Origin of the sequence: Haloarcula montana (genome assembly GCF_035666295.1) — an archaeon.
Classification (GTDB): Archaea; Halobacteriota; Halobacteria; order Halobacteriales; family Haloarculaceae; genus Haloarcula; species Haloarcula montana.
The window spans coordinates 2,689,221-2,705,525 of record NZ_CP142027.1; the positions used below are offsets into that span (position 1 = coordinate 2,689,221).

Below are 16,305 nucleotides of genomic sequence, written 5' to 3' on the forward strand. Positions count from 1 at the left end.
GCCAACGAGGGGGCCGGCGGCGAAAGCGCATGGTCTAAGTGCGCCCCGTCGTAATTCCAACTAATGGCAGAGAGCCGTACGTTCTCCGGAATGTTGGCGGCCAGTGCGGTCGGCGTGTACCTGCTGGTCGTCGCCGGGGGAACGGCCTCGATCACCGACGCAGCCGCGGCCTGTTCGACCTGGCCGCTGTGTCGAGGGTCGTTATCGCTGACCGATCCGGGGCTGTTGGTCGCCTGGGGGCACCGTCTTACAGCGGCGGTGGTCGGCGTCCTCGTGCTGGCGACGGCAGTTGTCGGCCTCCGTACCGGGACCCGACGCCGGGTGAAGGCGATGGTTCTCCTGGGACTGGCACTGTACCCCGTCCAGGTCGCGCTCGGCGCGTTCGTCGCGACCTCGGGGGCGGCCGGACAGCTCCCCGGTGCACACCTCGGAACCGGGATGGCACTGTTCGTCGCGCTCGTCCTGGGACTGGCCTGGCACCTCGAAGCAACGACCGGGAGCGAGGACGAGACGACCGTCTCGGACCCGGAACTGGCGCCGGAACCGACCGATACAGCCGAAGAGCCGGCGACACAGGAGCTGACGACGAAGGAACGTCTCGTCGGGACGGCGTTCGCGTACTTCCGGCTGATGAAACCAAGGCTCATGTGGCTCCTGTGTCTGGTGGCCGCGGCTGGGATGGCGCTGGGCGAAGGCGAGTCCCTGACCGTCCGGACGGTCCTCCTGACGCTCGGCGGCGGCGTCCTCTCGATCGGCGCCTCGGGGACGTTCAACCACGTGCTCGAACGGGACATCGACAAACGGATGGACCGGACCGCCGACCGCCCGGTCGCGACCCACCAGATCCCTGTCCGGAACGCCCTGGCGTTCGGCGTCGCACTCGCGGCGGCGGCGATGGCGCTGTTCTGGCAGGTCAACGTTCTCGTCGCGGCGCTGGGACTGACGGCGATCCTGTTCTACAGCGTCATCTACACGCTCGTGTTGAAGCCAAACACCGTCCAAAACACCGTTCTCGGCGGCGCAGCCGGTGCGTTGCCGGCCCTGATCGGCTGGGCAGCCGTCGAGGGGTCGATCGGACTGCCGGGACTCGCGCTCGCTGGCCTGATCTTCCTCTGGACGCCGGCACACTTCTACAACCTCGCGCTGGCGTACCGGGACGACTACGAGCAGGGCGGGTTCCCGATGATGCCGGTCGTCCGGGGTGGGACCGAGACGCGAAAACACATCGTCTACTACCTCGGTGCGACGCTCGTCGCCGCTGGCATACTCGGTTCCATGACGGTTCTTGGCCCGCTGTACGCGGTCACGTCGGTCGTGCTCGGCGCCGTCTTCCTCTGGACGGTGGTACAGCTGCACCGGGAACAGACCGAGGCGGCCGCGTTCAGAGCGTTCCACGCCTCGAACGCCTATCTCGGGGCGGTACTGGTGGCTATCGTCGTCGACACGCTAGCCATATGAGTACACAGGCCTCCGGTTTCGGCCGGTTTGTCCCCGAGCCGCGGTCGCTCCTGTTGGTCGCGGTGGTGTTGAACGCGGAGTTGTTGCTCGTCTTCCTGTACGTCGCACTGGTCGACGGTCCGGCCACCGACCCCGTGTTGCTCGGGTTCCCGTTCGTCTGGATCAACATCGCCGCGCTGGTCGTCCTGAAGGTCCGGCCGGCCTCAGCCCCTTCCCGACGTCGAGCGATCGCCGCTGCCGTCGCTGTCGGGTACGCGCTCCTTCTGGGCTACGTCGGCGGCGTCTTCGGGCTCGGTGGGCAGGGAACGGGGCTCCGGACGGTGCTGGTGGCACCGCCGGGGTTCTCACCGACGCTGATCTACAGCGGCGCGACCCTCGGGATCGTCCTGATCCCCTGGAAGGTCGCCGGCTACCTCGCCCTGTCGTATCTGGTGTACGTTACGGTCGTCGACGCCAGCGGCGGTCTCGCGGGCGGCTTCCTCGGGCTGTTCTCCTGTGTGAGCTGTGTCCTTCCGATCGTCGCGTCCGCCCTCGGCGGTGTCGTCGGCGTCGGGAGCACGCTCTATCAGGCTGCAGCCCTCCAGTCGTACGGCGCCTCGACGGTCGTGTTCCTGATGTCGGTCGCGCTCCTCTCTGCCGTCCACCGGTTCGACGTGACGATCCTCGGGTGGCTCCGGAGCCGCTGACGGGACAGCCATTTATTCGTGCCGGCTCAGAGACCGACCATGAGCACTGTCGTTATCGAGTACTGCGTTCCGTGTGGCTTCCGTGACCGCGCACTGGCCGTTCAGAAGGCGATTCTCAACGGTCTGGAGGGGGAACTCGACGAACTCCGACTGGTCATGGGAGACCACGGCGTGTTCCGGGTCAGCGTCGACGGTGACCCTGTCTACGACAAGGACGAGGACGGCGACTACGACGTCGACGACCTCGTCCGGGCGGTCCGGGACGCGCTCTGAGAACGGAACGGCTTTCGGCGCGGCGACCGCACCGGACAGCATGGACGAGGTACTGGTCGCAGAGGACGTTGGACGGCGGTACGGCGAGACCGTCGCTGTCGACGGCGTCTCGCTGTCGGTCCGTGCCGGTGAGGTCCTCGCCCTGGTCGGACCGAACGGGGCCGGCAAGACGACGCTGGTTCGGGCACTCACCGGGACGACCGACGCGACGGGACGGGTGGAACTGTTCGGGCGGTCCCCGCGGACGGTCGATCGGGACCGTATCGGGCTGTTACCACAGGCGTTTACCCCTCACGAACGGCTGAGCGCCCGCGAACTGGTCGGCTACTACGCCGGGCTGTACGACGAGACCAGATCTACCGAGGCTGTCCTCGACGACGTTGGCCTCGCAGCCGACGCCGACACGGCCTTCGAGAACCTCTCGGGTGGCCAACAGCGCCGGACCTGTGTCGCGGTCACGCTCGTCAACGATCCCGATCTGTTGATCCTCGACGAACCCACGACCGGGATCGATCCCGCCGGTCGACGGGAGCTGTGGGGACTTCTCGAAGGGCTGGCCGACCGTGGTGTGACTATCGTCGTGACGACCCACTACATGGAGGAAGCACAGCGACTCGCCGACCGAGTCGGGCTGTTGGAGGACGGTCGTCTCGTCACCGTCGGACCACCGGACCAACTGATCGCGGACCACGGCGGTGACAGCCAGTTGGTCGTTGACGGCACTTTCGACGAGGCAGCGGTCGCATCGATCGATTACCCGGCACGGATGCGCCGCCTGAACGGGAGTCTCGTCTTCTACGGCGTCCGGCCGGAGTCGATCGGTCGCGTCGTCGACGAACTCGACACGGCCGGTGTCGCCTACGACAGCCTCAGGTGGGAACAGCCCGATCTCGAAGACGTCTACCTGGAACTGACCGGGACGACGGTCACGGACAGTGGTGACGCGCGTGGGACGACGGAACCTGTCCCGGGTGAGTCGGCATGACCCGGCTCGGTCGGCTTCGATCGGAGATCCGTGCGGCGACGCTTGCGTTCTTGCGGCGGCGAACGGCCGTCTTCTTCACGTTTTTCTTCCCAGTCATCATCGTCGTCATCTTCGGCGTCCTCGTCCAGACTCGGCCCGGCGGTGGCGGCCTGTTCACCGAACCGCCGAGTTACTACGTCCCTGGCTATCTCGCGGTCGTGGTGTTGTTCACGCCGCTGTCCCGGGTCGGCAGCGAGGTCGCGCGCCACCGGGACGGCAACCGCTTCGAGAAGCTGGCGACGACGCCGCTGACACGGACCGAGTGGCTGCTGGCACAGACGGCCGTCAACGTCGTCGTCATCGGTCTGGCTGGCCTGCTCTTGCTGTTCCTGATGGTCGGTGTGACCGGCGCGTCGATCCGCCCGTCCCCGTTGTTGCTCCCGTTCGTGGTCCTCGGCGTCGGGCTGTTCTGTGGAATCGGCGCTGCCATCGGTAGCCTGGCGAGTTCGCAGGACGGCGTCATCTCGGCGAGCAACGGGATCGCGCTCCCGCTGTTGTTCCTCTCGGAGACGTTCGTTCCCCCGACGATGTTGCCGGGGTGGCTCCCGACGTGGCTCTCTCCGTTGACGTATTTCTCGCGAGGGGTTCGGGCAGCCACGACAGGGAGCGGTGACGCGATGGTGCCGCTCGTAATTCTCACCGGCTGTTCGATCGTCGCGTTCGTCGTCGCTGCCGGACTCCTTCCGCGGACTGACTGATCTCCCGGTCGAAGATAGTCTCTCTCCCGAGAGATACCTGTCACCACGGACGCTGTCACACTCTGTGGAACTAATCGGGGTGACTCGAAGCCCGACTCTCTATCGAGCCGTGGCTGATCCGGTCCGTTCGGTGAGAACGGAAGCCAGCGTCTTTCTCGGGGACACAGCGATCCGGAACGCGCGAAGCTGTCTCGGCTTCGATCGGCAGCGCTGTCGCCGTGGTTGACCGCTCACTGCCGTCGGAGCGGCCCGGCGAGCACGAGCAGGAGCGCCGCTTCCCCGCCGCGGGGCACCCAGCCGTAGACGTGGTTCAACATCACGTAGGTGACCAGGCCAAGAAAGAGACTGAGACTCCAGGCCGCTGCGGCGATACGGCCGACCCGAGCGTGCGCGGTCTCGCGCAGTTCCGCGGGCGTATGCGTCAGCCCCAAGACGACGGCGTGGACCACGACCGGGACAGAGATCGCGGACAGCAGGATGTGGATCGCCAACATCACGATGTAGGCGGTCCAGACCGCGCCGCCGGCGAGGATCTCCTTCTCGAAGCCACCGCCGACCTTCACCAGGTACATCACGAGAAACGCGAGGATGAGGGTAAACGCCGTCAGCATCGCAGCCCGGTGGCGCTGGACCTGTCCGCTCTTGATGAAGTAGACACCGACGAGGATCGCGGTCAGCGCGCCGGCGTTGACGACCGCGATCGCGTCGCTCAGGAGGATGACCGCTTGATTGGAGATGTCCGGGAGCGGCAAGAGATCGCCGAAAGCACCGAACACGAGTGCGTACCCGACTATCGAGACGACGGCCGTGAGCGCGGCGGGGCGCGAGCGGGCGCTCGTCCGGAGGTGATCCGTGACTGCCATACCCGTCCCTTAGCGCGAACGGATTTCCGTGTTCTGGAACGGAGCGCAAAACCCGTAGACGATCGGGGACGGTCCGATCAGGCGAAGGTTCGCGAGACGTCTTCTTCTTCGCTCTCGTCTTGCTGGATTTTCTCCCAGGCGTCGTAGAAGTCCGTCATCTGGACCTCGGTGCGTCCGTCACGGATCGCGAACATCCCGGCCTCGGTACAGATCGCCTTGACGTCGGCACCGGAGGCCTCGTCGATCTCCTCGGCGAGTTCGTCGAACTCGACACCGTCGGCGAGGTTCATGTCGCGGGTGTGGATCTGGAAGATCTGGCGCCGTCCGTCGGCGTCCGGCTTGGGGACTTCGATGAGGCGGTCGAAGCGGCCGGGCCGGAGGATCGCCCGATCCAGCATATCGAAGCGGTTGGTGGCGGCGATGATGCGGATCTCGCCACGGTCGTCGAAGCCGTCCATCTCCGAGAGCAGTTGCATCATCGTCCGCTGGACCTCGGCGTCGCCGGAGGTCTTCGACTCCGTTCGTTTGGCGGCGATGGCGTCGATCTCGTCGATGAAGACGACTGCGGGCTCTTCCTGGCGGGCCAGATCGAAGAGGTCGCGGACGAGCTTCGAGCCCTCGCCGATGAACTTGTGGACGAGTTCGGAGCCGGCCATCTTGATGAACGTCGCGTCGGTCTCGTTGGCGACGGCTTTCGCGAGCATCGTCTTCCCGGTCCCGGGCGGGCCGTGCAACAGGACACCGCTCGGGGGATCGATACCCACGTCCTCGAACATCTCCGGGGACTTCAGGGGCATCTCGACGGTCTCGCGGACCTCGTCCATCTGCTCTTCGATGCCACCGATGTCCTGATAGGTGACCGACGGCGACTGGTCGACCTGCATCACGCGAGCGCGGACGTCCGTCTCGTCGTTGAGTTGCTTGACGATCGAGAGGGAGTTGTTGACGGCGACCCGGTCGTCCGGCGAGAGGTCCTCGCGCATCTCGTCGGTGACCTCGGTCAGGGCCTCCTGGTTGTTGCCGTGCTGTTTGATGATGACACCCTCGTCGGTCAGCTCCTGGACGGTCGCGACGAACAGCGGCGACTGTTTGAGCTTCTTGTTCTCGTGGGTGAGCCGTTCGAGCTTCTGTTGGTACTTGTTGTTCTCCGCGTTCGCGTCGAGCAGCTTGTCCCGCATCTCCTCGTTCTGGGATTCGAGGACTTCCAGCCGTTCCTGCAGTGCCTCGATCTTCTTCTGTTGTGAGGCATTCTCGTCGTACGGTAAGTCGACATCGTCGACGGTGTCGGTCATTACGCCCGGTATAATAGATGAACGGTTATGAGGCTTCGGGTCAGTTGAGCGGACAGTAGCGTCGTCTCGACGGGAAATCGGTAGGTTTCTTCTGTCCGGGTGGCTACGCCGGCGTATGTCCTCGGAACGTGAAGACGTTATCGTCATCGGCGGCGGCGTCGCAGGACTTTCGGCGGCGATTTTCACCGCCCGTGCCGGTCTCTCGACCCGAATCGTCTCGATCGGCGAATCGATCCTCGAACGGAACGCACACCTGGAGAACTACCCGGGGTTCCCTGCGGGAATCAACCCACGTCTCCTGCTGGAACTGATGCAGGCGCAGGCTCGACGGGCCGGCGTCTGGTTCATCGACGGCGAGGCGACCGACGTGGAACGGGACGACGGCCGGTTCGTCGTCACGCTGGCCGACGAGGAGACCTACGACGCTCAGTATCTCGTCGCGGCCTCGTGGTCCGACCCCTCCTACCTGGCCGCCCTCGATATCGAGAGCGCCGATCGGGGCTCGAAGGAGTTCGTCGGTGTTGACGACTGTGGACGGACGGACGTGGACGGGCTCTACGCGGCTGGCCGTCTGGCCGAACAACACCACCAGACGATTGTCGCCGCGGGCCACGGAGCACAGGTCGGGCTCACACTGATCGAGGACTCGGACGTAGAGTTCTACCACGACTGGACCGCGCCGGAGGGGTACTTCACCGACCGCGGGCGCGAGATCCCGCCGGGGTGTGAGGAGATCGACGAGGACGAACGGCAACAACGCGAACAGGAGTCACTGGAGATCATGCGGCGGTACTTCGAACAGCCGATGCCCGGCGAGCCGACGATGCATCCCAGCGTCGCGGACGACGAGTAGGTTATCCGTCGGAGTCGTCGGTCTCCGTCGGATACTCGAACGTGGTGGCCGAGCCACCGCCTTGCTCCCGCTCGCGCATGCTCTGGCGGGTGAACTGTGGTTTCGCCCGGACGCCTCTCTTCGAGCGGAACGACCACCACAGCGCCCCGGTCAGCAGGACCGCACCGACGCCGGCGACACCCGCTCCGATCAGTGAGGCCTCGGCGTACAACAGCGCCGTCGAGAACAGCGTACTGGCGAGTAACATCCCGAGGATGAGCCGCTTTGTCATCGCGGCGAGCAGGCGGTCCGAGTCCTCTAGATCGGCCCTGACGTGGAGGTCTTCGCGCTCGACCCGGTCCAACACCGATTCGAGTTTCGGCGGAATCCGAACCGCAGATCGGGTCGCATCCTGGATCTCCTGCTGTCGGTCCTCGATGTAGTTCCGGACACCTTCCGCGAGATGCCCCTCCTGACGGAGATAGTCCGTCGCGACGGAGATGAAGTCGAACTCCGGATCGAGCGTGACACAGACGCCCTCGACGACGGTCGCGACCCGGAGCACCAGCGCCAGGTTCGCCGGGAGCCGCAGCGGGAACTCGTAGATCGTATCCTCGACCTGCTGGATGATCTGCTGGACGCGGTACTGTTCGATATCTTCTCCGCGTGCGTCCGCGATGGCGAGTTCCATCACGTCACCCATCACCTGCCGGTCGGCCTCCGGCGAAAGGGTGCCCATCTCGATCAGGGCGTCGAGGATCGCGTCGATGTTCTGGTCGGCGACCGCAGCGTAGAAGTCGATGATCTTGTCCTGGACGAACGGGTCCACTCGGCCCGACATCCCGAAGTCGTAGAAGACGAGTTTCCCGTCGTCCTGGACGGCCAGGTTCCCCGGGTGCGGGTCCGCGTGGAAGACGCCGTCGTCGATGATCATCTGGAGGTACGCCCGCTGGAGGGTCTCGGCCAGTTGCGTCCGGTCGAACCCCCGTTCGTCCAAATCGTCGATGTCGTTGATCTTCGTCCCCGGGACGTACTCCATCGTGAGCACCCGCTCGGTGGAGTGGCTCTCCGTGACTCTCGGGATGCGGATGCGGTCGTTGTCCGCGAAGTTCCCGCGGATCTCGGTGAGCATCCGGGCCTCCCGCTTGTAGTTCATCTCCTCGCGGATCGTCTTGGAGAACTCGTCGGCGAGCGTCTCAAGCGAGAACGACCGCGCCTCGCCGACGAAGTACATCAGTATCGGGAGCGACCACTTGATGACCCGGAGGTCTGCCTCGACGAGGTCCTCGATCCCCGGCCGTCTGACCTTCACAGCGACCCGTTCGCCGTCGATCTCGGCACGGTAGACTTGGCCGAGCGAGGCCCCGCTGATGGCCTCGCTCTCGAACTCGTCGAAGGCGTCGTCGACCGCCCCCAGTTCCGACTCCAGTACGCCCTTCGCGGCCTCCCACTCGGCCGGCGGGACCCGGTCCTGGAGCTTCGAGAACTCCTCGATGTACTCCGGTGGGAGGATATCCGGGCGCGTCGAGAGCAACTGCCCGAGTTTGATGAACGTCGGGCCGAGGGTCAGTAACGAATCCAACAGCGCCTGTGCCCGTTGTCGGCGCTGCTTGCCGGTGACGCGACGGGAACGACCGACGACGAGGAAGCGCTTTCGGTCCCGGGCGTACGCGACCAACAGGGGCAGGAAGTGGCGTGCGACGACGAAGAACCGCCAGTACGCGCGAAAGTTCACCAGCAGGGCACCCCAGGATCAGTCCTCGTCGATGGGAATCGTCGTACTCGGTGCGGCTGTGGCCTTCGGGAGCCGGAGTTCCAGGACGCCCTTTCGAACCGTCCCCTCGGCGCCCTGCCCGGTCGCGTCCGGTGGCATGGGGAGTTCGGCGTCGAGAAACACCGACCGGTCCTCTTCGACGAACCGGAACTCGCGGGGGACGTCCTTGCTGCGTTGGCCCTCGATGACGAGTCGACCGCTCTCGACACGGACGTCGATGGTGTCGCTGGTGACGCCCGGAAGGTCCAGAACGAGCAGATACGCGTCGTCGGATTCGAGTACGTCCGCGAACACGGCGTCGGGGAGGTCACGTAACGCCTCACGCAGCGCTGACATACACGGCGGTAAGGGGCGACCCTCGTTAAACCCGACGGTCCCGTCAGAACAGGACTCCGATCCCGAAACCCACCACAATCCCCAGTCCCACGACACCGAGGCCGGCTTTGAGCAATCCATCGCGAGCGATGCGCCAGGCCGTCCCACGCTCGTCCGTATCCGAGATGACGAAGACGGGTGTCCCGTCGCCTGCACCGATGACTGCGTCCACGAGGGTGCTCCCCCACTCGGCGGCTGGTCCACGCCGGGCGAGTCCGTAGACGTAGACGTGTTCGCCGGGATCGAGTCGGCGCTCGATGAACCGCTGTTTGTTCCCGACCGACAGTTCCGTCACCACCAGATTCAGCGTCCGGTCCTGTTCGTCGACCGCATCGGAGGCGCCGACGTACTGTGCGAGAGTCTCCGGTAGTTCTGTCCCGGGCGGGACCGTCACGGAGTGGGACTCGAACCGGATGTCGGCTCCCTCCGGATCGACGCGGACCCGGTCTGTACCGTCGTCGACGAGGAAGTCGACCCCTCCCATCCCCTCGTCGAGCGTCTCCCAGTTGGAGTGTTTCCCCGACGACCGGAGTTCCTGGACCTCGTAGGTGTAGGCGAGACAGTCACTGCCGGTCAGTGGCGACGTGACGGTCCCGGACTCCTCGTCGACGACGGCCGTCCCTTCGATCTCGACGGGACCCGTATGCCCGTCGACGCTTCTGATCGGGACGGGATCGTTCCGGAGGATATGATAGACTGTGGATAGTTCTCGACCGCCGGTAAGGAGAAAGTATCCCGCGACGGCGGTGATTCCCAGGAGGACCAACTGCGGGACGACCATACACGCAGTGGCGGCGTGGAGGCTGATAAGCGTACACGCTCTCGCGGTCGACGGCGGATGCTTTTGCAGGTCGGACTCCAAGACCCCGTATGGCCCATTCCCCGGAACCGGACGACGACGCGCTCACGCTGGAGACGGCACGACGAGAGATCGGTAGTTACGCCGTCCCGGTCGACCGGACCGATCGCATCCCGCTGTCGGTCGCCGTCGGACGGGTCCTGGCGACGGACGCGACGGCCGCCGAAGCAGTCCCGGAGGCCGGGATCGACCACGAATCGACGGTGTTCGAACGTGGTCACCAGGTTCGGCCCGTCGATGTCGGCTTGCTGAAGGCGGCCGGCGTCAACGAGTTGCTCGTCTACCAGCGGCCCCAGGTCGGGATCGTCCCGACCGGCGACGAACTCGTCCAGCGGGACGGCCAGCGGGACGAACGCGTCGAGACGGCCGGGTTTACCCTCTCACAGTACGCCGACCGCTGGGGTGGGAAGGTGACCTACCGCGACCCCGTCGCCGACGACAGGCCGGCGCTCCGGATGGCGGTCCAGCGCGACCTCACGCGGGACGTTCTCGTGGTCACGGGGACGACGCCCGGTGACACTCTCCGGGAGGTCGTCGCCGATCTCGGGACGATCCTGACCGACGAACTCCGTCTCGATCCCGGACACCAAACGGGGCTGGCGGTCGTCGAGGACCGCCCGGTGCTGTTGCTCCCCGAGAAACCCGTCCCGGCTCACGTCGCCGCGGTCCAACTGTTGCGGCCGCTGCTCAAGAGCTTCGCCGCTGCCCCCTTGACAGCACACCCGGAACGCAGGGCGACCCTCGCCGAGGATGTCCCAGTCCGACGGGACGCACAGTCTTGCGTCCCGGTCACCGTCGAAGACGGAACCGCGACGCCGCTGGCCGGAACTGATCTTGGAACGGTCACTCGTGCCGACGGGTGGCTCACGGTTCCTGCTGGCGCCGAGCCACCGGCCGCTGGCGAGACCTGTCGGGTCGAGAACTGGGACTATCTCCCCTGATCAGCGCAGGTCGAGCAACGAGTCGACCCGCCGGTCGCCCCAGACACAGCGACCGTCGACCGCCGGTGGCCGGCGCTGGACGTGGATGCCGTCCAGGCCGGCGTTGCGCGCCGCACCGATGTCGTCGGGGTCGTCGCCGACGAGCGCACCGGCGGCAGCGGTACCGCCGTCGGTCATCGGTTGCCCCGTCCCGTCGACCAACCCCAGGTCCCGCATCGCCCGCTCGACGGGCGTCGGATCGGGCTTCCAGCCGATGTCGTCGTCACAGCAGACCACCGTATCGAACCAGTCGGCGATGTTCAACTCCGCTAGGACCGGGCCGGTGAGGTAGTCCTGGCAGTGTGTGACCAGCCCGACCGGAACCTCACACGACGCCAGGAACCGCTCGGCGTCGTCGTAGAGATACGTCGCGTTCGCCCGATCAGTCGGGTTCTCGACCTCGTGAAACGTCTCCCAGAACCGCTCGGGTCGACTTCCCTTCGGGCGAGGAACTCGTCGCGTGCGCCGCCGATCCCGTACCACAGGACTCTGGCCTCCTCCTCGGAGAACCCGACCCCGAGGCGATCGCCGACTTCGCTCATCACCGCCGTCGGGTACGACGGCTCGATGTCGACGAGCGTCCCGTCGAGGTCGAACAGCCAGAAGTCGTAGTGGTCGGTTGTCATAGGGGACGACTAGTAGGTGAGTATCCGGTAAAGGTCTTCGGGCCTTTATGACGGGTAATCGGACGATATCGGCCGTAGCTGGCCCCTAACCGGTATGGAACCGGTCGATTGTGGGGCAGTGTCACTCTACGCGGATCGAGCTTCCGAGATACTTCGAGAGCACTTCGGAGACCGAGTCCGCGTTGAACGGGTCTAGATCGGCGGCGATGGCCGCTTTCAGTTCCGCGAAGGCGTCCTCGTCGATCCGGAGTTCGCTGAACGAGACGGATTCGACAGGGACGCCCAGTTCCGACTCGACGACATCCCGGAAGTGGGACTCGTCGGCCAGTTCCCCGCGCCAGCAGTTGTCCCGGAAGAACAGCCAGGCCGGCTCGCCCGGCGGGTCGGCCCGTCGGAAGACGGTCGTCTCGAAGCGGTCCGGGTCGGTCGCCACGCCGCCGGGCGTATCGAGCCGGAACCGTACCCGGAAGACGTAGCACGCCGGCGCCTCACGAGGGTCCGAGGGGGACACGACTCAGTCGTAGATGCCATCGAACCGTTCGGCGAGGTCGATGTCCTTCTGGGTGATCCCACCGGCGTCGTGGGTGGTCAGTCGGACCTCCACCTCGCCCCACGTGATCGTCATCTCGGGGTGGTGCCAGGCGTCTTCGGCCAGTCCCGCGGCGGCGCCGAGAAAGCCTGACGCGTCCAGGTAGCCGTCGAACTGGAAGGCACGGACGATCTCGTCTCCCTCCCGGTTCCAGCCCTCGGGGAGTCGCTGTTCGATCTCGTCGTCGGAAAGCAGGTCTGCCATGGGCGAACGCTGGAGTGCCACGCCGAAAACCGTTGTGCCGGTCACCCGCTGTCGTCGATCGCCCGTCGAAGCTTCCACTGCGTCCCCAGAACGCCGACCGTGACGACGGCCAGTGCGACGACGGCCCACGTCGGCAGGACGCCACTCGTCGCACCGGTCCAGACCGCGAAGCCGCCGAGTCCGAGCATCAGGAGACAGCCGTAGGTGAACACCTGTGCTACCCGACGGTGGTCGCGGCGCCGGTCCTCGTCGTAGCCGGTTACCTCCAGTAACCCACCGATCGCGACGGCGACGAAGCCGGCGCCGACGACCAGCGGGGTGATACTCACCATCGGCTCAGTCGTCGGCGAGTTCGTCTAAGACGGCGCTGGGGATCTCCTCGCGCATTCCTTCGGGGATGTCTTCGGGATGCATCTCCTCGACGAACTCGGGCGGTGAGGACTGGTCGTCGCCGCCGAAGTCGGGATCGAACAGTTCCAGTGCGGTGTGGATCGTCGACCAGTCGTCCTCCTCGGCGGCGTCTCTGAGACTCCGGGTGGGCGCGGCGAGTAACTGTGAGACGATCGCGTCGGCCATCGACTCGACGACTTCGCGCTGGTTCTCGTCGAACTCTGCCGCGGAGAGCGCGGTGTTGAGTTCGGCGGCCTTGATCTGCTCGGCGCTCTCGTACATCGTCGAGATGACGCGGTCGGCTCGCTTGCGCTTGTACTGGGTCAGCAGGTGGTCGAACTCCTCGTCGACGAGCCGTTCGACTTCCTCCGCGGCCTCGCGACGCTGTGTCCGGGTCTCCTCGGTGACCGATTCGAGCGCGTCTAGATCGTAGACGGTCACCGACTCCAGATCGCCGGCCTCGGCTGGAACGTCGCGGGGTTGAGCGATGTCGACGACCGCGGTCTCGCCGGCGTCCTCGAACGCCGGCGTCTCGAAGACCTTGTCGTTGCTACCCGTCGCGGAGACGACGACGGCCGCTTCTTCGACGGCGGCTTCGAGAGCGTCCAGTGCGACCGCGCTCGCGTCGGTGTCGATCGAGTCGGCCAGATGCTCCGCGTGTGGAACTGTCCTGTTCGCGACGATGACGTGGTCGACCCGTTCGGCGAGTGCGACCGCTGCGAGCCGCCCCATCTCGCCGGCGCCGACCACGAGCGCGCTCTCGCCGTCGAGAGCCCGATCGGAGCCGACGAGTCGGACCGCCGCGGAGGCCAGCGAGACGACCCCTTCGTTGATCCGCGTCTCCGAGCGGGCCTGTTCGCCGACGTGGATCGCCTTCGTGATCCCGTCTTCCAGGACCGGTCCGATACCGCCGACACCGCGGGCCTCCTCGTAGGCGGTCCTGAGTTGGCCGAGGATCTGGTCCTCGCCGAGGACGATCGACTCCAACCCTGCAGCGACACGGAGGAGGTGGCGAAGGCTCTCCTCGTGGTCCATCACCACGGCCGCGTCGTCGTCGATCTCGCGTGTGAACAGCTCCAGGGCCGACACCCCGGCCTCGTGTGACGGGGCGACGACGTAGCCCTCCGTCCGGTTACACGTCTGGAGCGAGAGCGCTTCCTCGACACCGGGCCGGGACAGCAGCGTCTCGACCGCGTGGCGCTGGCTGTCCGTGGCCGCAGTCTCTAGTTGGTCGACGGTCGCGTGTTCGTGTGATACGCTCACGCCGACGATGACTCCGTGCTGGTCTCTCACGCCGTCTCACCCGGTAGATCCTCGATCACGTCTGCTAGTACTTGGTGGGGATTGGGTTCGCCCCTATCTAAAGCCTTCCAAAGCTCCCGGTTTCTGACAACGGTCCGGACGATGTCCCGCCGGCGCTCGGGATCGACCCCCTGGGACTGGAGGTCGTCGCGCAGATCGCCGACGAGCGCGGCCATCTCGCCGGCTGACCCGAACTGGGCTTCGAACTCCTCCCGGAGGTACTTCGAGAGCGCGGGGGCACGACCACCGGTGGCGATCGCCAGCGTGACGGGGTCGTCCCTGACAGTCGCCGGCACCGCCACGTCGTCGACCGCTCGCTCGCCGTGGTCGTCCGCCCGGTTGACGAGCGCGCCGGCCTCGCGTGCCGCGGCCGCGGCCGCGTCGTTGAGGTGGCTATCGTCCGTCGCGGCGACGACGAGCGCGGGGTCGGTCCGTTCGATCCACGCCGCGATCCCGTCCGCGTCGGGCGCCGCCCGGATCTGCTGGGCGTCGCCGAAGTCCTTCTCGGCGAACTCCGGGCTGACCACCACAACGGTCGCCTCGGCCGCGAACCGGCGGGCCTTCCGTGCACCGACCGGCCCACCGCCGACGACCAGGACCGTCTCGTCGGTGAAGTCGTGTAAGAGCGGGATCACGGTTCGGTGGCAGTCTCGGCGTTTGCGCGCGCCCGCTCGTCCAGCCTGATCCCCGTCTTCTTGAGGATGCGCGTCGAGAACAGCGTGTCCCAGTCGTCCTCGCCGATGTCCCAGTACTGGCTCATCCGGTCGTGGACCTGCTGGATGCGCTGTTGGCTCTCTTCCTCGCTGCGCCCGTGGGTCATCGCGAAGAAGTTGTACGGCCAGACCCCCTCGTGGCGGGGTCGCTCGTAGCAGTGGGTGACGAAGTCGAACTCGGCGATCGCTGGCCCGACCTCGTTGACCACGTCGTCGGGAACGTCCCAGACGGTCATCCCGTTCTCGCTGTAGCCCAGCGCGTAGTGGTTCGGGATCGCGCCGACCCGCCGGACCTTCCCTTCCTCGTCGAATCGCTTGATCGTCTCGACGACCCACTCGGTGTCGGCACCGATCTCCGCGGCCACGTCGGCGTATGGCGTCGCAGTGATCGGCAAGCCGTCCTGGATCGCCAACACGAGGTCCAGTTCCGCGGCCGTCAGCGACCGCCGGTCGGTCGGCGTCACCTCCGGGCCGGCGTCCGAGCAGTCGACGGCCTGGGTCTGTGGTCCCTCGACGGGGAACTTCGCGCCGACGTGGAACTCCTGTTGTTTGGGGAGGTTGTACGTCTCCTCGCCGGTCTCGGCTTCGATATCGGCCAGCACCGCGTCGACGCGGGCCTCGTCGGCGACCGAGAGGACGAACCACATGTTGAGATGTGGATGTTCCCGCTCGTAGTTGTGCGCGACTTCGGGATGGTCGTTGATCAGTTCCGCGTGGTCGTCGTAGCGCTCGGGCGGCGCGTGTGTCGCCACCAGCGTCGCCGTCCCGCCGATCGCCTCGGCGTTGATGAGTGCGCCAAAGCGGGTGAGGACCCCTTCGTCGTCGAGTCGCTGTACCCTGTCGAGGAGTTCCTCGGCGGTAACGTCGATGCCGTGGTCGGCCAGCGCGTCGGCGGCCGGCCCGAAGGGGTGTTCGACGACAGGAAACCCCCCCTGGAAGGCGTTGAGGACCGCGCGGTCGACTGATTCGAGGTCCGCTGTCATACGATAGGTTCGGGTCTGGGCGGACATAAACAGCCCGGACGAGACAGCCACTGGGTGGCGGCAGAGCGCTTTACTGGTTCGGGACCTAACATGAATCGTGTCGATCTCCACGCTCGAACTGGGATTCAGACTGTTCGTCTTCCTCTGCGTACTGGTCGCTGTCCCCGGCTCGTTCCTCCTCATGTTCCGAGTGTTGGATTACGCGGCCAAGGACACGCTGATCGAGCAGTTCGCTGGCGAGCAACAACCCGATGCCGGGCAACTGAACGCCTACTTCGAGCAGGCGGCCGTCGAGGCGGTCACGTGCCGGATCTGTGGCTCCGCCAACGGCACTGACTACACCTACTGTCACAACTGTCAGGAGCGCTTGCAGCACTGAGCGCC

General features: G+C 66.1%; 19 protein-coding genes and 1 pseudogene. 8 read left to right on the top strand and 12 right to left on the bottom strand.

Translation table 11 applies throughout. The features are described from left to right. Positions 1–63: 63 nt before the first annotated feature. From VJ109_RS14275 to VJ109_RS14295, 5 genes are read left to right on the top strand one after another with little or no spacing between them, the layout of a single operon-like run. Positions 64–1,458 carry a heme o synthase gene (locus tag VJ109_RS14275; RefSeq protein ID WP_324757619.1) on the top strand — a complete coding sequence of 465 codons (1,395 nt, stop codon included), beginning with the start codon at positions 64–66 and terminating at the stop codon, positions 1,456–1,458. Then, complete coding sequence (locus tag VJ109_RS14280; protein WP_324757620.1) at positions 1,455–2,144, top strand: DUF7546 family protein; 690 nt, start codon at positions 1,455–1,457, stop codon at positions 2,142–2,144. Before VJ109_RS14275 ends, VJ109_RS14280 begins: the two co-directional genes overlap by 4 nt. Before the next feature lie 39 nt (positions 2,145–2,183). Next, a complete protein-coding gene (locus VJ109_RS14285; protein WP_324757621.1) occupies positions 2,184–2,417 on the top strand; it encodes an Rdx family protein in 234 nt (77 codons plus the stop codon). 40 nt (positions 2,418–2,457) lie between these two features. Next, on the top strand, positions 2,458–3,402 hold the full coding sequence (locus VJ109_RS14290; protein ID WP_324757622.1) for an ABC transporter ATP-binding protein: 945 nt from the start codon (positions 2,458–2,460) through the stop codon (positions 3,400–3,402). Then, positions 3,399–4,139: an ABC transporter permease gene (locus tag VJ109_RS14295; RefSeq protein ID WP_324757624.1), complete on the top strand. Its 741-nt coding sequence runs from the start codon at positions 3,399–3,401 to the stop codon at positions 4,137–4,139. The genes VJ109_RS14290 and VJ109_RS14295 overlap by 4 nt, the downstream gene beginning before the upstream one ends. Positions 4,140–4,369: 230 nt before the next feature. On the opposite strand, the gene VJ109_RS14300 is transcribed toward VJ109_RS14295, so the two are convergent. Beyond that, a complete protein-coding gene (locus tag VJ109_RS14300) occupies positions 4,370–5,002 on the bottom strand; it encodes a DUF420 domain-containing protein (RefSeq protein ID WP_324757626.1) in 633 nt (210 codons plus the stop codon). Positions 5,003–5,079: 77 nt separating this feature from the next. After that, positions 5,080–6,294, bottom strand: coding sequence for a proteasome-activating nucleotidase Pan1 (gene pan1 / locus VJ109_RS14305; protein WP_324757628.1), 1,215 nt, complete (start codon positions 6,292–6,294; stop codon positions 5,080–5,082). 115 nt (positions 6,295–6,409) lie between these two features. Here pan1 and VJ109_RS14310 point away from each other — a divergent pair, with 115 nt between their 5' ends. Further along, positions 6,410–7,147 carry an NAD(P)/FAD-dependent oxidoreductase gene (locus VJ109_RS14310; protein ID WP_324757630.1) on the top strand — a complete coding sequence of 246 codons (738 nt, stop codon included), beginning with the start codon at positions 6,410–6,412 and terminating at the stop codon, positions 7,145–7,147. A gap of 1 nt (position 7,148) precedes the next feature. Here the strand turns inward: VJ109_RS14310 and VJ109_RS14315 are convergent, their stop codons facing one another. Genes VJ109_RS14315 through VJ109_RS14325 form a run of 3 tightly spaced genes read right to left on the bottom strand, consistent with a single transcriptional unit; the run spans position 7,149 to position 10,056 of the window. Further along, positions 7,149–8,861, bottom strand: coding sequence for an ABC1 kinase family protein (locus VJ109_RS14315; protein WP_324757631.1), 1,713 nt, complete (start codon positions 8,859–8,861; stop codon positions 7,149–7,151). 18 nt (positions 8,862–8,879) lie between these two features. After that, the gene (locus tag VJ109_RS14320) at positions 8,880–9,236 is read right to left on the bottom strand and encodes an Hsp20/alpha crystallin family protein (RefSeq protein ID WP_324757632.1); all 357 of its coding nucleotides are present in this window, start codon (positions 9,234–9,236) and stop codon (positions 8,880–8,882) included. A 43-nt stretch (positions 9,237–9,279) separates the two neighbouring features. Further along, entirely contained in the window at positions 9,280–10,056 is a 777-nt protein-coding gene (locus tag VJ109_RS14325) for a GIDE domain-containing protein (protein WP_324757633.1), read from the bottom strand. 89 nt (positions 10,057–10,145) lie between these two features. Between VJ109_RS14325 and VJ109_RS14330 the strand changes: the two genes are divergently transcribed. Further along, positions 10,146–11,075 carry a molybdopterin-binding protein gene (locus tag VJ109_RS14330; protein ID WP_324757635.1) on the top strand — a complete coding sequence of 310 codons (930 nt, stop codon included), beginning with the start codon at positions 10,146–10,148 and terminating at the stop codon, positions 11,073–11,075. Here VJ109_RS14330 and VJ109_RS14335 read toward each other — a convergent pair. The 7 genes and pseudogenes from VJ109_RS14335 to ahbB form a co-directional block, all read right to left on the bottom strand. Continuing rightward, positions 11,076–11,740, bottom strand: a pseudogene (locus tag VJ109_RS14335) (HAD family hydrolase). A gap of 121 nt (positions 11,741–11,861) precedes the next feature. After that, the gene (gene lwrS / locus VJ109_RS14340; RefSeq protein ID WP_324757636.1) at positions 11,862–12,251 is read right to left on the bottom strand and encodes an LWR-salt protein; all 390 of its coding nucleotides are present in this window, start codon (positions 12,249–12,251) and stop codon (positions 11,862–11,864) included. A gap of 3 nt (positions 12,252–12,254) precedes the next feature. Next, positions 12,255–12,533: a 4a-hydroxytetrahydrobiopterin dehydratase gene (locus VJ109_RS14345; RefSeq protein ID WP_324757637.1), complete on the bottom strand. Its 279-nt coding sequence runs from the start codon at positions 12,531–12,533 to the stop codon at positions 12,255–12,257. Positions 12,534–12,574: 41 nt separating this feature from the next. Beyond that, positions 12,575–12,865: a hypothetical protein gene (locus VJ109_RS14350; protein WP_324757639.1), complete on the bottom strand. Its 291-nt coding sequence runs from the start codon at positions 12,863–12,865 to the stop codon at positions 12,575–12,577. A gap of 4 nt (positions 12,866–12,869) precedes the next feature. Further along, positions 12,870–14,216 (bottom strand): glutamyl-tRNA reductase, encoded by a 1,347-nt coding sequence (hemA, locus tag VJ109_RS14355; protein ID WP_324757640.1) that lies wholly within the window; start codon positions 14,214–14,216, stop codon positions 12,870–12,872. After that, positions 14,213–14,860 carry a precorrin-2 dehydrogenase/sirohydrochlorin ferrochelatase family protein gene (locus VJ109_RS14360; RefSeq protein ID WP_324757642.1) on the bottom strand — a complete coding sequence of 216 codons (648 nt, stop codon included), beginning with the start codon at positions 14,858–14,860 and terminating at the stop codon, positions 14,213–14,215. The genes hemA and VJ109_RS14360 overlap by 4 nt, the downstream gene beginning before the upstream one ends. Next, a complete protein-coding gene (gene ahbB, locus VJ109_RS14365) occupies positions 14,857–15,921 on the bottom strand; it encodes a siroheme decarboxylase subunit beta (protein WP_324757643.1) in 1,065 nt (354 codons plus the stop codon). Before ahbB ends, VJ109_RS14360 begins: the two co-directional genes overlap by 4 nt. Positions 15,922–16,018: 97 nt before the next feature. On the opposite strand from ahbB, the gene VJ109_RS14370 reads away from it, so the two are divergent. Next, the gene (locus tag VJ109_RS14370) at positions 16,019–16,300 is read left to right on the top strand and encodes a DUF7577 domain-containing protein (protein WP_324757645.1); all 282 of its coding nucleotides are present in this window, start codon (positions 16,019–16,021) and stop codon (positions 16,298–16,300) included. Positions 16,301–16,305: the final 5 nt, after the last annotated feature.

What these genes read in the sequence shown, in the direction of transcription:
- VJ109_RS14275 (WP_324757619.1), top strand. Translation starts at nt 64, where the DNA reads ATGGCAGAGAGCCGTACGTTCTCCGGAATGTTGGCGGCCAGTGCGGTC.
- VJ109_RS14280 (WP_324757620.1), top strand. Translation starts at nt 1,455, where the DNA reads ATGAGTACACAGGCCTCCGGTTTCGGCCGGTTTGTCCCCGAGCCGCGG.
- VJ109_RS14285 (WP_324757621.1), top strand. Translation starts at nt 2,184, where the DNA reads ATGAGCACTGTCGTTATCGAGTACTGCGTTCCGTGTGGCTTCCGTGAC.
- VJ109_RS14290 (WP_324757622.1), top strand. Translation starts at nt 2,458, where the DNA reads ATGGACGAGGTACTGGTCGCAGAGGACGTTGGACGGCGGTACGGCGAG.
- VJ109_RS14295 (WP_324757624.1), top strand. Translation starts at nt 3,399, where the DNA reads ATGACCCGGCTCGGTCGGCTTCGATCGGAGATCCGTGCGGCGACGCTT.
- VJ109_RS14300 (WP_324757626.1), bottom strand. Translation starts at nt 5,002, where the DNA reads ATGGCAGTCACGGATCACCTCCGGACGAGCGCCCGCTCGCGCCCCGCC.
- pan1 (WP_324757628.1), bottom strand. Translation starts at nt 6,294, where the DNA reads ATGACCGACACCGTCGACGATGTCGACTTACCGTACGACGAGAATGCC.
- VJ109_RS14310 (WP_324757630.1), top strand. Translation starts at nt 6,410, where the DNA reads ATGTCCTCGGAACGTGAAGACGTTATCGTCATCGGCGGCGGCGTCGCA.
- VJ109_RS14320 (WP_324757632.1), bottom strand. Translation starts at nt 9,236, where the DNA reads ATGTCAGCGCTGCGTGAGGCGTTACGTGACCTCCCCGACGCCGTGTTC.
- VJ109_RS14325 (WP_324757633.1), bottom strand. Translation starts at nt 10,056, where the DNA reads ATGGTCGTCCCGCAGTTGGTCCTCCTGGGAATCACCGCCGTCGCGGGA.
- VJ109_RS14330 (WP_324757635.1), top strand. Translation starts at nt 10,146, where the DNA reads ATGGCCCATTCCCCGGAACCGGACGACGACGCGCTCACGCTGGAGACG.
- VJ109_RS14345 (WP_324757637.1), bottom strand. Translation starts at nt 12,533, where the DNA reads ATGGCAGACCTGCTTTCCGACGACGAGATCGAACAGCGACTCCCCGAG.
- VJ109_RS14350 (WP_324757639.1), bottom strand. Translation starts at nt 12,865, where the DNA reads ATGGTGAGTATCACCCCGCTGGTCGTCGGCGCCGGCTTCGTCGCCGTC.
- ahbB (WP_324757643.1), bottom strand. Translation starts at nt 15,921, where the DNA reads ATGACAGCGGACCTCGAATCAGTCGACCGCGCGGTCCTCAACGCCTTC.